Below are 13,561 nucleotides of genomic sequence, written 5' to 3'. Positions count from 1 at the left end.
CACGGCGCCGTATCTGTAGGAGCAGCCTTGTGCTGCGAAGGGGCCAGCTCAGGAAACCACTGATCGGAAACCCAGCTCAGCCCCAATAAAAACATATTTTGATGCTTAAATTAATCTTGTCAGTCGATCCCCTCCAGGAGGGTGCCGTCATGAACATCAAGATTGCCGCCTTACTGCTGCTAGCCCTGTGCGCCCAGCCGGCATGGAGCCAAAGCTACTCCTACTCCAGCGAAACCCCTGCCGCCAAACCTGCCGAATCTGCTGCAATGACCACACGCATGGCCCTGCGCGACCTGTGGGTCGAGCACATCTTCTGGGTGCGCAACTATGCCGTGGCCAATCAAGCCGGCAATGCCAAGGAGGCCGAAGTCGCTGCCAAGGAAGTGGTCACCGACGCCACCAGGATCGCCAACAGTATTGCCCCGCTGTACGGCCAGCCTGCCGCCGATCAGTTGCTGAAGCTGCTGGCCGGCCACTGGGGCGCCATAAAGCACTACAGCGACGCCACCGTGGCCAAGGACAAAAAAGGCCAGCAAGCCGCGGTCAACGAGCTGAACAGCAATGCCAAGGCCATCGCCGCGTTTCTGGCCAAGGCCAACCCGAACCTGCCCGAGCCGACCCTGCTGACGCTGCTCAGCGCCCACGGTGGGCACCACGTGGCCCAGATCGACCAGTTGGCGGCCGCTGACTACGTAGGCGAGGCGCGCACCTGGGCGATGATGCGCGAGCATATCCTGACCCTTTCCGACGCTCTGGCTGCGGCGTTGGTCAAGCAGTTCCCGGAAAAATTCTGATGCTCGAAGGCCTGGGCCGTACCCAACAGGACCTGCTCCATGCGTTGCTGCTCCAGCCGGCCGGCATGAGCATCGACGACCTGGCGCAGGCCCTGACAATCACCCGCACGGCGGTGCGCCAGCACCTGGCAGCGCTGGAGCGCGACGGCCTGGTCAAGCGTGGCGCTACCCGGCCCACCGGGCGACGCCCGGAGCAGCTGCACGAGCTGACCGAACAGGCCCGCGAACTGTTCCCGCGGCAGTACCCGTTGCTGGCCAACCTGCTGATTGCGGAAGTGGCCGGCTTGCTGGGGCAGGAGGCGTTGCTGGCGCTGATGCGCCAGCTGGGGCGCAAGCTGGCGGCGGACCTGGAGCACCAAGTGGTGGATGAGGCACGCATCGTCGAGCACATGAACAATGCCGGGTACGAGGCACAGGTGTTCTTCCGCTCGGGGGGCGAGCCGCAGATCGTTGCGCACAATTGCGTGTTCCATCACCTGGCCAAGGCGCACCCGGTGGTGTGCGAGCTGGACCTGGCGCTGATCGGGGCCTTGGGTGGGGCCGAGGTGAGCCATGAGGAGTGCATGCTCAGGGGAGGGCAGGTATGCCGGTTTGCCCTGGGCAAGAAAGAAGATTGATTTTGCCTGTTCTGGCCCTTTCGCGGGTAAACCCGCTCCCACAGAAACCGCACAGGTCTTGAAGACAGTGATTATCCTGTAGGAGCGGGTTTACCCGCGAAGAGGCCGGCACAGGAAAATCACTGCTGCCGCAGAATGCAGTCCAGCAGCCCGGGAAACCGCTCCCCCAGCATCTCGCTACGCAACGAATTCATGTGGGTAGTCCCCACATTGCGGGTATGCACCAACCCTGCATCACGCAGCACGCGAAAATGGTGGGACATGCTCGACTTCGGCCGGCCGCCGTCCAGCTCGCCACAGCTGGCTTCGGCCACGCCCGCCAGGTGGCGCACGATACCCAGGCGCACCGGGTCGCTCAGGGCATAGAGCAGGCGTTCCAGGGTGAGGTCTTCAGAATTGGGATGTTGATAGGCTCGCATGGTCGTCATGATAACGGGGCTATCATTAATTGCCATAGTTCGATTATGATCGAACTATCGTAATCAGATAGCCCGGGAGCTTGCCCATGTCCGCTTTGTTCGAACCGTATACCCTCAAGGACGTCACCCTGCGCAACCGCATTGCCATTCCACCGATGTGCCAATACATGGCCGAGGACGGCATGATCAACGACTGGCACCACGTGCACCTGGCCGGCCTGGCCCGTGGTGGTGCCGGCCTGCTGGTGGTCGAGGCCACTGCCGTGGCACCGGAAGGGCGCATCACCCCCGGTTGCGCCGGCATCTGGAGCGATGCCCACGCCCAGGCTTTCGTGCCGGTGGTGCAGGCAATCAAGGCCGCCGGTTCCGTGCCAGGTATCCAGATTGCCCACGCCGGGCGCAAGGCCAGCGCCAACCGCCCGTGGGAAGGTGACGACCACATTGCCGCCGACGACGCCCGCGGCTGGGAAACCATTGCCCCGTCCGCCATCGCCTTCGGCGCGCACCTGCCACAAGTGCCGCGCGAGATGACCCTGGACGACATTGCCCGGGTCAAACAGGACTTCGTCGATGCCGCCCGCCGTGCGCGCGATGCCGGTTTCGAGTGGATCGAGCTGCACTTTGCCCATGGTTACCTGGGCCAGAGTTTCTTCTCCGAGCACTCCAACAAGCGTACCGACGCCTACGGTGGCAGCTTCGACAACCGCAGCCGCTTCCTGCTGGAAACCCTGGCAGCGGTACGTGAGGTATGGCCAGAGAACCTGCCCCTGACCGCGCGTTTTGGTGTGCTGGAGTACGACGGCCGGGATGAGCAGACGCTGGAAGAGTCGATCGAACTGGCGCGCCGTTTCAAGGCTGGCGGCCTCGACCTGCTGAGCGTGAGTGTCGGCTTCACCATTCCCGACACCAATATCCCGTGGGGCCCGGCGTTCATGGGGCCGATTGCCGAGCGCGTGCGCCGTGAGGCGAAGCTGCCGGTGACCTCGGCGTGGGGTTTTGGTACGCCGCAACTGGCGGAAGCAGCGCTGCAAGCCAATCAGCTGGACCTGGTATCGGTAGGGCGTGCGCACCTGGCAGACCCGCACTGGGCTTACTTTGCGGCCAAGGAGTTGGGGGTGGAGAAAGCCTCCTGGACCTTGCCTGCACCGTATGCGCACTGGCTCGAGCGTTATCGCTGAGTGATACCGGGGCTGCTGCGCAGCCCTTTCGCGACACAAGGCCGCTCCTACAAGCGTACGCGGTCCCCTGTAGGAGCGGCCTTGTGTCGCGAAAGGGCCGCACAGCGGCCCCCGAATCTAGAACCGATCCAACCGGTAAGCCCCCATCTCCGGTCCACCGGCCCGCTCGGCCAACCGCCCCACCCATTCCGCTGTCACCGCCGCCTGGGTCAAACCCAGGTGCTGATGCCCGAACGCCAACAGCACCCGCTCATCACACACCCGGTCGATCACCGGTAACGAATCTGGCAACGAAGGCCGGAAGCCCATCCACGGCGTCGCTCCCTCAACACTCAGGTCCCTCCGGAACAACCCCTTGCTCAAGCGGTGCAACTGCCAAGCCCGCTGCATGCTCGGCGGCGCGTCCAGCCCGGCGAACTCCACCGTGCCGGCCAGGCGCAGGCCCTCGGCCATGGGCGTCATGATGAACTTGCGCTCCAGCGATGTGACTGCAAACGGCAAACGCTGATGCTCGCCAGGCAACATCAGGTGGTAGCCGCGCTCGGTGTCCAGTGGCACCCGCTTGCCGGTCAGTGCGGCGGTCAACCGCGCGGAATGCGCACCACAACTGATCAGCACCTGGCGGGCATCGAGCGTGCCCTGATCGCTGGCCAGGCTGACCCCGCCGCTGTGCAGCCGCCCGCCATCGACTTGTGCCTGGACAAAACGCACGCCATTGGCCTTGGCCGCTTCGAACAGTTCGCACACCACCCGGTAGGGGTCGATGAAGTGTCCGGTACGCGGGAAGAACAGCCCTCCCAGCAACGACGGGCTCAGTTGCGGCGCCGCCTCGCGCACAGTGTCGGCCGACCAGAAGTCCACCGCCACCGCTTGCTGTTGCATGCGCGTCCGCAAGGCCTCCAGGGCCTGGCGCGACTCCGGCCGCTCGAACACCAGCAGCGAGCCATCTTCCTGAAACAGTTCGCCGCGCCCGATCGAGCCTAGCAGCCGCTGCCAGGCACCCAGGCTGCCTTCGTTCAACGAGCGGATGCCGGCCACGCTGCGCTGGAACGGGCCAGGGCGCAGGTTGAGCAACAGGCGGATGAACCACGGCATGGCCTTGGGCAGGTACTTCCAGTCCAGGCGCAACGGGCCCATCGGGTCCAGCAACATGCGCGGCAGGCGTTTGAGAATCGACAGGTCGGCAATCGGGAATACCTGCTCGGTGGCCAGGTGCCCGGCGTTGCCGTAGGACGCGCCTCGACCGGGTGCCTGGCGGTCGACCAGGGTTACCCGGCGGCCTTTGCGGGCCAGTTGCAGGGCACAGGCGACGCCGACAATGCCGGCGCCGACCACGGCGATATCGGTTTCAGCGGATTCGACCATGCTCAGCCTTCCCGTTTACCGTCGAGCAGGCGCCGAAGCTGCAGCGGGTTGCCGTGTTTCAGTGCCTGCGGCAGCAGGGCATCGGGGAAGTCCTGGTAGCACACCGGGCGCAGGAAGCGCAGGATCGCCGCCGTGCCCACCGAAGTGGTGCGGGCATCGGAGGTGGCCGGGAACGGCCCGCCGTGGACCATCGCGTCGCATACCTCTACACCGGTCGGCCAGCCATTGACCAGGATGCGGCCGGCCTTGCGCTCAAGGGTCGGCAGCAGGGCGCGGGCGCTGTCGATGTCGGCATCGTCCAGTTGCAGGGTGGCGGTCAGTTGGCCTTCCAGATGCTCGGCCACCTGGCGCACTTGCTCATCGTTGGCGCAGGCCACCACCAGCGACGCCGCGCCGAAGACTTCGGCCTGCAAAGCCGGGTCGGCGAGGAACGCTTCGGCCTGGGTCACGAACAGCTGCGCCTGGCACTGGTTGGGGCCTTGCCCGGCCTGGCCACTGGCGGCGGCCTGGGCATTGACGTTTGCGGCCAGGGCGCCGACACCGGCCTGGTAGGCACTGAAGATGCCCGGGGTGAGCATGGTCTGCGCCGCAGCCTTGCGCACGTGTTCGCTGGCGGCGTCGATGAAGCGCTGCAACGCCGGCCCCTGGCGGGCAATCACCAGGCCGGGGTTGGTGCAGAACTGGCCGGCACCCTGGGTCAGCGAGGCGACGAAGCCTTGTGCCAGTGCCTCGGCGCGGGTCTGCAGGGCGGTGTCGAACAGGAACACCGGGTTGATCGAGCTCATTTCGGCGTACACCGGGATCGGCTCGGGGCGGGCCTGGGCCGCCTGGCACAGCGCAATGCCACCGCTGCGCGAGCCGGTAAAGCCAACGGCCTTGATGCGCGGGTCGCTGACCAGCGCAATGCCCACTTCACGACCGGAGCCGTACAACAGCGAAAACACACCGGCCGGCAAGCCGCACTGCTTCACGGCCTTTGCCACTGCCTGGCCGACCAGCTCGCTGGTGCCCGGGTGGGCGCCGTGGGCCTTGACCACCACCGGGCAACCGGCGGCCAGGGCCGAGGCGGTGTCGCCACCGGCCACCGAGAAGGCCAATGGGAAATTGCTGGCGCCGAATACCGCCACTGGCCCCAGGGCCACCTGGCGCTGGCGCAGGTCGGCACGCGGCAGGGGCTGGCGCTCAGGCAGGGCATTGTCGACCCGCACGTCCAGCCATTCGCCAGCCCGCACCACACGGGCGAAGGTGCGCAACTGGGTGCAGGTGCGGCCACGTTCGCCCTGGATGCGCGCCTTTGGCAGGCCGCTTTCGGCCACGGCGCGATCGATCAGGGCATCACCCAGCGCTTCGATCTGCGTGGCGATGGTTTCGAGGAATTGTGCCCGTTGCTCGAGCGAGGTTTCGCGGTAGGCGTCGAACGCCGCCCAGGCCAGGGCGCAGGCCTGGGCCACGTGTTCGCCGGTGCCGCCGAGGTAGGCCGGTTCCAGTGTCTGGCCGGTGGCCGGGTCGATGCCACGGATGGCTTCGCGGCTGCCGGTTACCGGCGTCTGGCCGATCAGCAGGTTGCCTGTGAGGGTCATGGAGCCTCCTTTGGAATCAATATCAAGAGAGAGCGCGGCCTTTGTAGGAGCGGGTTTACCCGCGAAGCAGGCGACTCGGTGCCTGGCACCGGCTTCGCCGGTGTTCGCGGGTGAACCCGCTCCCACAGGGCTGCGGCTCGGCCTGGAATCAGGTGATCAGGCCAGGTTCTGCTCAGCCGACCAGCTGGCGTACCAGCTGCGGAACAGCGCGTACTGCTGCTCGGCATAGTTGCGCTGGGCGTCGGTCAGCACGTCGGTCTCGTTGAAGTGCAGGCTGTATTCGCTGTCACCGTTCAGCACCATCAGGTGCTTGTAGTAGAGCACCAGGTCGCAGCCTTCATCGAACGACGACAGCACCGCCAGCGCCGCCTCCAGTTCACGCGCCAGGCGGCGGGCCTTGGCATCACCTTTGGCCGCCTGTTTGCTCAGGCTCACCAGGTGCAGCACCTCACGCGGCAGGGCGTTGCCGATGCCGGTGATGGCACCGGTGGCGTTGCAGTTGACGAAACCATGTACCACCTGGGTGTCGACGCCGACCATCAGGGTCACGTCGTCATCCTTGGAGGTGATGTGCTCGGCGGCGTAGCGCAGGTCGGCGCCACCGCCGAACTCCTTGAAGCCGATCAGGTTGGGGAACTCGCTGCGCAGTTCGAAGAACAGGTCGGCGCGGGTGGCGAAGCCATAGTAGGGGCTGTTGTAGATCACCGCCGGCAGCTTCGGTGCGGCTGCCAGGATGGCCGAGAAGTGGTGCTTCTGGGCAATCAGCGAGGCGCCGCGGCTGAGCACGCGAGGGATGACCATGAGGCCGGCGGCACCAACCTTGGCCGCGTGGGCGGCGTGGGATACTGCTTCACGGGTGTTCACCGCGCCGGTGCCGACGATGGTCGGGATGCCGGCGGCCACCAGGCGCGCCACGCCTTCCTGGCGCTCTGCTTCGGTCAGCAGCGGCCAGTCGCCCATCGAGCCGCAGTACACCACGGCGCTCATACCGGCCTCGATCAGTTCGCGGCCCTTGCGCACCAGGGCGTCGAAGTCCGGCTTGCGCTCGGCGGTGCAGGGGGTCATCAGGGCGGGCATGGTGCCGGTGAAGATGTTGTTGGTCATTGTTGTCACTCCTCGCGATATTCGTTTTTTTGGAAAAAGCCGGGGTCAGATGCCCCAGGCGAACGGGTCCTGTTCGTCGATCAGCAGGGTGCTGTCGGCGGTCATGTAGGCGCGGCCGGTGATGAACGGGCGAATGCGTTCGCCGTCGCGCTCGTAGCGGCCCTGGAACTGGCTGCCGGTGATACTGGCCTGTACCCAGGTCTGGCCTTCGTCGAGCTTGCCGTCGGCGGCCAGGCAGGCCAGCTTGGCGCTGGTGCCCGTGCCGCAGGGCGAGCGGTCGTAGGCCTTGCCCGGGCACATCACGAAGTTGCGGCTGTCGGCGTTGGCGTCGTCGGCGAACAGTTCGACGTGGTCGATGGGGGCACCGTTTTCACCTGTGATGCCCTGGGCTTCGAGGGCCTTGAGCATCGCCCAGGTGTATTCGGTCAGCGCCTCGCGGTTGCCCAGCTCGATGCGCTGGCCGTGTTCGGAGACGAGGAAAAACCAGTTGCCACCCCAGGCGATGTCGCCGCGCACCGGACCATGGCCGGGCACGTCCACCAGCACTTGCTGGCGGTAGCGGTAGGACGGCACGTTGCCGACGGTGACGGCACCGTCTTCATGCAGGGTGGCGCTGACCTGGCCGACCGGGGTGTCGATCTTGTGCACGCCCGGTGCGATCAGGCCCAGGTGCTGCAACGAGGCGACCAGGCCGATGGTGCCGTGGCCGCACATGTTCAGGTAGCCAGCGTTGTTGAAGAAGATCACCCCGCACGTGGCGTCGGCCGATACCGGTGGGCAGTACAGTGCACCGACCAGCACATCGTTGCCGCGAGGCTCCAGTAGGCAGGCGCGGCGCCACTGGTCGTGCAGCTCGCGCAGTTCATCGCGCTGCTCGGCCATGCTGCGGCCATGCAGTTGCGGGAAGCCTTTCATCACCAGGCGGGTTGGTTCCCCGCCGGTGTGCGAGTCGATGACGTGAATCTGTTTCATGAGCTTGTCCATTCTTTGATCAGCCAAGTCTTGTGCTGTTTGTGCGGGCCTCATCGCCGGCAAGCCAGCTCCCACAGGTATTGCATCGGCCTCTTGGGCAGCGCGGCCCCTGTGGGAGCCGGCTTGCCGGCGATAGGGCAGTAGCCGTTACGGAGCCAGTGCAGCCGGGCGCTGGCCTACCAGAGGTTCATGGCTGGCTTCGCTTTCGTCCTCACCTTCCAGGCGCACCAGGTGGGCAGGCACGCCGGTGGCCGCGCCCCAGTAGTAGATGCCCAGCGCACAAGCGGCCACGACCACGGTGTCGAACGGGTGGCCGAGTACTCCCAGGCCGCCGAAGCTGCCCAGCCACGAAAGCAGGATGGTCACCGCGTAGAAGCCGATCAGCCATGCCGACGAGCGCACTTGCTGGGCTAGCGACAGGTGCTGGGTCGGCACGAAGCGGCCGCACAGCAGGTAAAGCACGAACATCACGATCTGCAGGGCCAGCAGCCACGACACGGTCTTCCAGCCCGACCAGTACACGATCAGCGCGGCGATGATGAATGACAGCGGGCCGAGCACGCCCATGCCCTTGACCCGGAACGGGCGCGGCATGTCAGGGGCGTTGCGGCGCAGGGCGGCGACGGTGACCGGGGCCACGGCGTAGCTCAGTACCAGGGCGGCGGAAACCACGTTGATCAGCGCTTCCCAGGACGGGAACGGCAGGGTCCAGAACACCGACAGGCCAAAGGTCAGCCACAGCGCCGGGCGCGGGATGCCGGACTCGGCGTCGATACGGGTGAAGTACTTGAAGAAGGTGCCGGTCTGCGCCCAGCCATAGACCACGCGCGGGGTGGCGTTCATGTAGATGTTGCCGCAGCCGCTGGGCGAGATCACCGCGTCGGCCACCACCAGATAGGCCAGCCAGCCCACACCCAGGGCCAGGGCGATGTCGCGATAGGGCAGGGCCAGTTCCTTGGTCACCGCGGCCCAGCCGTTGCTCAGCATTTCGGTCGGCACGCTGCCGAGGAAGGCCAGTTGCAGCAGGGCGTAGATCGCGGTGGACAGCAGTACCGAGAGGATCAGCGCGATGGGGATGGTGCGTTGCGGGTTCTTCACCTCGCTGGCCACCGAAATGATCGGCGTCAGGCCCAGGTAGGCGAAGATGATGCCACCGGCCGATACCGCCATTTCAACGCCGGACAGACCGAACGGGGCAAAGCCCTGGACCTCGAAGTTTTCCGGCTTGAAGAAGGTGAACAGCACGCCGATGACCAGCAGCGGCACGATGAACTTGAACACGCTGACCAGGTTGTTGGCCTTGGCGAAGGTTTTCACGCTGCGGTAGTTGAGGAAGAAGAACAGCCCCAGCAGGGCGAACTGCACCAGCCAGCCAAGCACGGTCGGGTCGCTGGAGCCGGCCTTGGTCAGCCCGGGGAACCAGGCGGCGGCGTATTGACGCGAAGCGACCACTTCGATGGCGATCAGGCTGGAAAAGGCGATCAGGGTGATAAAGCCCATCAAGTAGCCCAGCAGCGGGCCGTGGGAGTACACCGGGTAGCGCACCACGCCCCCGGCACGCGGCAGGGCAGCACCCAGTTCGCAATAAACGATGCCCAGCAACAGCACGGCGAAGCCGCCAAGGAACCAGGACAGGATGCCGGCCGGGCCGGCGATGGCCGAGACGTGGCTGGCGGCGAACAGCCAGCCGGAGCCGAAGATGGCACCTAGGCCGATGAAGGTGAGGTCCAGCAATGACAACTGTTTTTTGAATTTGCCTGACATGGGTTCGCCTTTTTGTTGGTTATTGGATAGGCAGGTCTGATGTCACGAGATGCGGCTTTTTGGGCCGCGCTCTTGTAGGACTTGGGGCGGCTTGCGTGGGGCATAGAGTGGACCGATCGGGGCGGCGGTTCTTGATGGTTTTCTGCAGGGGGGATGACGAAATCGGCACAGTTGCAAAAAAGCAGTAGCTAGGTGCAGGGGGGTGGAATACGCTCTAGGCCATACTGGGCAAGGGTTTGAGAGATGCAGTGCTGGTGCCTGGCTCTTCGCAGCACAAGGCTGCTCCTACAGAGTCCGCACAAGTCTCGAAGGCAGCGCGCCCCTTGTAGGAGCAGCCTTGCGCTGCGAAGAGGCAGGCACAGCCAACAGAGAACCGACAGATGATCGACACCCCCCTGGCAACCCTGTACCAGTCCCTCGACCAGCACCGCCCCGCCAACCTCGAGGCCCTGCTCGCTGGTGTGTCCCTGCTGCTGCCGATCCTCGACGCCATCCCCAACGCCGCGATCTTCATCAAGGACCCGGCCGCCCGCTATGTGCTGGCCAACAACACCCTGGTCCAGCGCTGTGGCCTCAAGCGCCTGCAACCGCTGCTGGGCAAGACCAGCGCCGAAGTGTTCCCGGCACAGCTGGGCCCCGGCTACACCGAGCAGGACCGTCGCGTTCTCAAGGAGGGTTTGGTGCTGGAAGACCAGCTGGAGCTGCACCTGTATGGCAGCCGAGAGCCTGGCTGGTGCCTGACCCACAAGCGCCCGCTGTACAACCAGGCTGGCGAGATCATCGGCCTGGTCGGCATCTCGGTCGACTTGCAGTCAGCCGCCGACAGCCATCCCGCCTACCAGCGCCTGGCAGCGGTGGACGAGCATATCCGGCGGCATTTCCACCAGCCGATCAGCATGGGCGAGCTGACCCGTATCGCTGGCATTTCCGTGGCCCAGCTGGAGCGCTACTGCAAGCGGGTGTTCCACCTCACGCCACGGCAGATGATCCACAAGGCACGCCTGGAGCACGCCCACCGTTTGCTGCATTCGGAACTGCCGATCACTGAAGTGGCGATGTGCTGCGGCTATACCGACCACAGCGCCTTCAGCCGCCAGTTCAAGCAACTGACCGGCTTCACCCCGCGCCAGTACCGCCAGGCAACCAGCGCTCAGTTGGCCTGAAACAGCGCCCGCGCCTCATCGAAGCACTGCTCGGCAATTGCCGAACGCGGTTCGCTGCGGCGCAGCAGCAGGCCGACCGGGCTGTGGATAGCGGCGTCGGCCACCGGCAGGATGCGCAGGTGCTCGCTCAGGTCTTCCAGGCCGCAGTCCAGCGGCATGACCGCACAGCACATGCCGGTGTTGATGGCTTGGATCAGCTGGAAGCTCGAGTCGCTTTCCAGTACCGCATTCGGCTCCAGGCCACGGCTGCGAAAACTCAGGTCCAGCGACTGGCGGTAGTGCATGCCTTTGCTCAGCAGGCCCAGCGGAATGTCGCCCAGCTCGTCCCAGCGCAGGGTGTCGCTGGCGAACTGGAAGTGCCGGGTATCGTGCAGCAGGCCCATGGTGGTGGTGCCCAGTTCGATCAATTCGAAGAAGCTGGTGTTGACCTGGTCCAGGTAGCAGATGCCCAGGTCGAGCTGGTTGCGGCTGAGTCCGTCGATAACCTGTTCCGAGCTGAGCGAGCTGATCTGGAAGTGCAGTTCGGGGTATTTTTCACGTAGCGGCAGCAGCAGGAGCATGGGGTTGAAGCTGGCCAGCGGCACCGTGCCCAGGCGCAGGCTGCCGACCACCTGGCCGCGGCAACTGGCGGCTTCGGCCTGCAAGCCATCGTGCGCGGCGAGCAGGGTACGGGCCCAGGCCAGGATTCGCTCGCCCGCTTCGGTGAAACCTTCGAAGCGCTGGCCGCGCTTGACCAGTACCAGGTCCAGCTCGTCCTCCAGGTTGCGCAGGCGCATGGACAGCGTCGGCTGGGTGATATGGCACAGCGCCGCCGCCTGGCCGAAGTGGCGGGTCTGGTCGAGGGCGATGAGGAATTTGAGCTGCTTGATGTCCATGGAGGTGCCTGGTATCGGGTTATGCAGACCTTAACCCACGTCTGCGATAGATGTCATTGATGAGTCGGTACGCCATATCGATTGGACGCCCCCGGGCCATGCCTCTAGCGTGGCGGCAATGCCACTCGAGGAGCCGAACCGTGCGCGTCCAACCCGATGCGGTCTTCGTACCGCTCAACATCGCCGTGCTGACAGTCAGCGATACCCGTACCTACGACAACGACACTTCCGGTGAGCTGCTGGCCAGCCGCTCGGTGGAGATCGGCCACCGCCTGGTGGCGCGGGCGTTGCTCAAGGACGACCTTTACAAGATCCGCGCCCAGGTCGCCACCTGGATTGCCGACGAACAGGTGCAGGTGGTGCTGATCACCGGCGGTACCGGTTTTACCGGGCGTGACAGCACGCCGGAAGCGGTCGAGTGCTTGCTGGACAAGCGCATCGATGGCTTTGGCGAACTGTTCCGGGCCCTGTCGATTCTCGATATCGGCACCTCGACCGTGCAGAGCCGGGCGCTGGCCGGGCTGTCCAACCGCACGTTGGTGTGCTGCCTGCCGGGCTCCACCGGGGCCTGCCGTACGGCGTGGGAGGGCATCCTGGCGGAGCAGCTGGATGCGCGGCACCGGCCGTGCAACTTCGTCAAGCACCTGAAACCGATCGAGGCCTGTGCAAGCCGGGGCTGATCTTTCGTCTGTCCTGGCCTCTTCGCGGGCTTGCCCGCTCCCACAGGTACTCCACAGGTCTTGAGGGCAGTGGTGACCCTGTGGGAGCGGGCAAGCCCGCGAAGAGGCCAGGACAGGCAACAACAATTGCTCAGCTCAATACATGGTCCACCGGCAACAAAACCGGCGGTAGCTGTTGTTCCCCCAACCCCGCCAGCACATCGCGCTCCACGGTCCGCACCATGGCATCGGTCGGCAGGTCGTTCTCATCGCGCCCGAACGGGTCTTCCAGTTCGTTGCCAATCGCATCCAGCCCGAAGAACGTGTACCCCACGATGGTGGTGAACAGCGGCGCCAGCCAGCCCAGCGGCTCGGCCAGGGCAAACGGCAGCAGCAGGCAGAAGATGTAGATGGTGCGGTGCAGCAACAGCGTGTAGGGGAACGGCAACGGCGTGCCCTTGATCCGCTCGCAGGTAGCCTGCACTTCGGTCAGCCCCACCAGCCGCTGCTCCAGCAGGCTGTAGCGCCAGTCACTGATCTGCTGCTGTGTTGCCAGCCGCGAGCAGTGCCCGCCGATTTCGCGCAGGATGGCGTCGCACACGTTGTGCGGGCTGATCGCATCGGGCCGGGCCAGCCAGGGCCGGGCGGCGGCCAGTTCGTCCTCGCTGCGCAGCCGAGCATTCAGCGCATGGGCAAAGCCGCACAGGCTGCGCAACAGTTCGGCACGCAGGGTTTCGTCGGTAATCACCAGGCTTTCGCGCACGAACGAACGGGTTTCGATGATCAGCTTGCCCCAGGCCTTGCGCCCCTCCCACCAGCGGTCATAGCAGGCGTTGTTGCGAAAACTCATGAAAATCGACAGTGACAGGCCCAGCAAGGTGAACGGGGTGGCGCTGACCGGGTAGAAAAACGCCGGGAAATGCCGCTCGACCAACACGATCAGCGCGGCCAGCAGGGTGATCGTCAGGCAACGCAGGGCGATGCGCTTGACGATCGAACCCTTGAGGGTGAACAGCACACGCAGCACATCGGGGGTGGGGTGGACGATCATGGAAATCCAGAGACGGCTGC

13 protein-coding genes are annotated in these 13,561 nt (G+C 65.3%); 5 read left to right on the top strand and 8 right to left on the bottom strand.

What is annotated here, in order from left to right; genetic code table 11:
• The first annotated feature begins 149 nt into the window (after nucleotides 1-149).
• Together ACK56M_RS22200 and ACK56M_RS22195 are read left to right on the top strand one after the other, a co-directional pair.
• Nucleotides 150-794, top strand: coding sequence for a hypothetical protein (locus tag ACK56M_RS22200; protein WP_411959057.1), 645 nt, complete (start codon nucleotides 150-152; stop codon nucleotides 792-794).
• On the top strand, nucleotides 794-1,411 hold the full coding sequence (locus tag ACK56M_RS22195; protein ID WP_054573752.1) for a helix-turn-helix transcriptional regulator: 618 nt from the start codon (nucleotides 794-796) through the stop codon (nucleotides 1,409-1,411). Before ACK56M_RS22200 ends, ACK56M_RS22195 begins: the two co-directional genes overlap by 1 nt.
• Before the next feature lie 119 nt (nucleotides 1,412-1,530).
• On the opposite strand, the gene ACK56M_RS22190 is transcribed toward ACK56M_RS22195, so the two are convergent.
• The gene (locus ACK56M_RS22190; RefSeq protein ID WP_003259528.1) at nucleotides 1,531-1,866 is read right to left on the bottom strand and encodes an ArsR/SmtB family transcription factor; all 336 of its coding nucleotides are present in this window, start codon (nucleotides 1,864-1,866) and stop codon (nucleotides 1,531-1,533) included.
• Between the two features lie 50 nt (nucleotides 1,867-1,916).
• Here ACK56M_RS22190 and xenA point away from each other — a divergent pair, with 50 nt between their 5' ends.
• A complete protein-coding gene (xenA, locus tag ACK56M_RS22185; RefSeq protein ID WP_015271369.1) occupies nucleotides 1,917-3,008 on the top strand; it encodes a xenobiotic reductase XenA in 1,092 nt (363 codons plus the stop codon).
• 117 nt (nucleotides 3,009-3,125) lie between these two features.
• Here the strand turns inward: xenA and ACK56M_RS22180 are convergent, their stop codons facing one another.
• The 5 genes from ACK56M_RS22180 to ACK56M_RS22160 all read right to left on the bottom strand — a co-directional run bounded on the left by ACK56M_RS22180 (nucleotide 3,126) and on the right by ACK56M_RS22160 (nucleotide 9,793).
• Entirely contained in the window at nucleotides 3,126-4,373 is a 1,248-nt protein-coding gene (locus ACK56M_RS22180; protein ID WP_411959056.1) for an NAD(P)/FAD-dependent oxidoreductase, read from the bottom strand.
• A gap of 2 nt (nucleotides 4,374-4,375) precedes the next feature.
• A complete protein-coding gene (locus ACK56M_RS22175; protein WP_015271367.1) occupies nucleotides 4,376-5,953 on the bottom strand; it encodes an aldehyde dehydrogenase (NADP(+)) in 1,578 nt (525 codons plus the stop codon).
• A 156-nt stretch (nucleotides 5,954-6,109) separates the two neighbouring features.
• Complete coding sequence (locus tag ACK56M_RS22170; RefSeq protein ID WP_013973780.1) at nucleotides 6,110-7,057, bottom strand: dihydrodipicolinate synthase family protein; 948 nt, start codon at nucleotides 7,055-7,057, stop codon at nucleotides 6,110-6,112.
• Between the two features lie 45 nt (nucleotides 7,058-7,102).
• Entirely contained in the window at nucleotides 7,103-8,029 is a 927-nt protein-coding gene (locus ACK56M_RS22165; RefSeq protein ID WP_061304926.1) for a 4-hydroxyproline epimerase, read from the bottom strand.
• A gap of 147 nt (nucleotides 8,030-8,176) precedes the next feature.
• Entirely contained in the window at nucleotides 8,177-9,793 is a 1,617-nt protein-coding gene (locus ACK56M_RS22160) for an APC family permease (protein WP_015271365.1), read from the bottom strand.
• Nucleotides 9,794-10,173: 380 nt separating this feature from the next.
• On the opposite strand from ACK56M_RS22160, the gene ACK56M_RS22155 reads away from it, so the two are divergent.
• Nucleotides 10,174-10,956 carry a helix-turn-helix domain-containing protein gene (locus tag ACK56M_RS22155; RefSeq protein ID WP_411959055.1) on the top strand — a complete coding sequence of 261 codons (783 nt, stop codon included), beginning with the start codon at nucleotides 10,174-10,176 and terminating at the stop codon, nucleotides 10,954-10,956.
• On the opposite strand, the gene ACK56M_RS22150 is transcribed toward ACK56M_RS22155, so the two are convergent.
• Nucleotides 10,944-11,831: a LysR family transcriptional regulator gene (locus tag ACK56M_RS22150; RefSeq protein ID WP_411959054.1), complete on the bottom strand. Its 888-nt coding sequence runs from the start codon at nucleotides 11,829-11,831 to the stop codon at nucleotides 10,944-10,946. The two genes, ACK56M_RS22155 and ACK56M_RS22150, sit on opposite strands and share 13 nt — an antisense overlap.
• Nucleotides 11,832-11,971: 140 nt before the next feature.
• Here ACK56M_RS22150 and moaB point away from each other — a divergent pair, with 140 nt between their 5' ends.
• Complete coding sequence (gene moaB, locus ACK56M_RS22145; protein ID WP_003259533.1) at nucleotides 11,972-12,511, top strand: molybdenum cofactor biosynthesis protein B; 540 nt, start codon at nucleotides 11,972-11,974, stop codon at nucleotides 12,509-12,511.
• A gap of 130 nt (nucleotides 12,512-12,641) precedes the next feature.
• On the opposite strand, the gene ACK56M_RS22140 is transcribed toward moaB, so the two are convergent.
• On the bottom strand, nucleotides 12,642-13,541 hold the full coding sequence (locus tag ACK56M_RS22140; RefSeq protein WP_015271362.1) for a bestrophin family protein: 900 nt from the start codon (nucleotides 13,539-13,541) through the stop codon (nucleotides 12,642-12,644).
• Nucleotides 13,542-13,561 lie beyond the last annotated feature (20 nt).

Source organism: Pseudomonas sp. s4, assembly GCF_046764235.1.
Lineage (GTDB): Bacteria > Pseudomonadota > Gammaproteobacteria > Pseudomonadales > Pseudomonadaceae > Aquipseudomonas > Aquipseudomonas asiatica.
The sequence above is the reverse complement of the archived record's forward strand: the minus strand, read 5'-3'. Positions and strand labels throughout refer to the sequence as shown.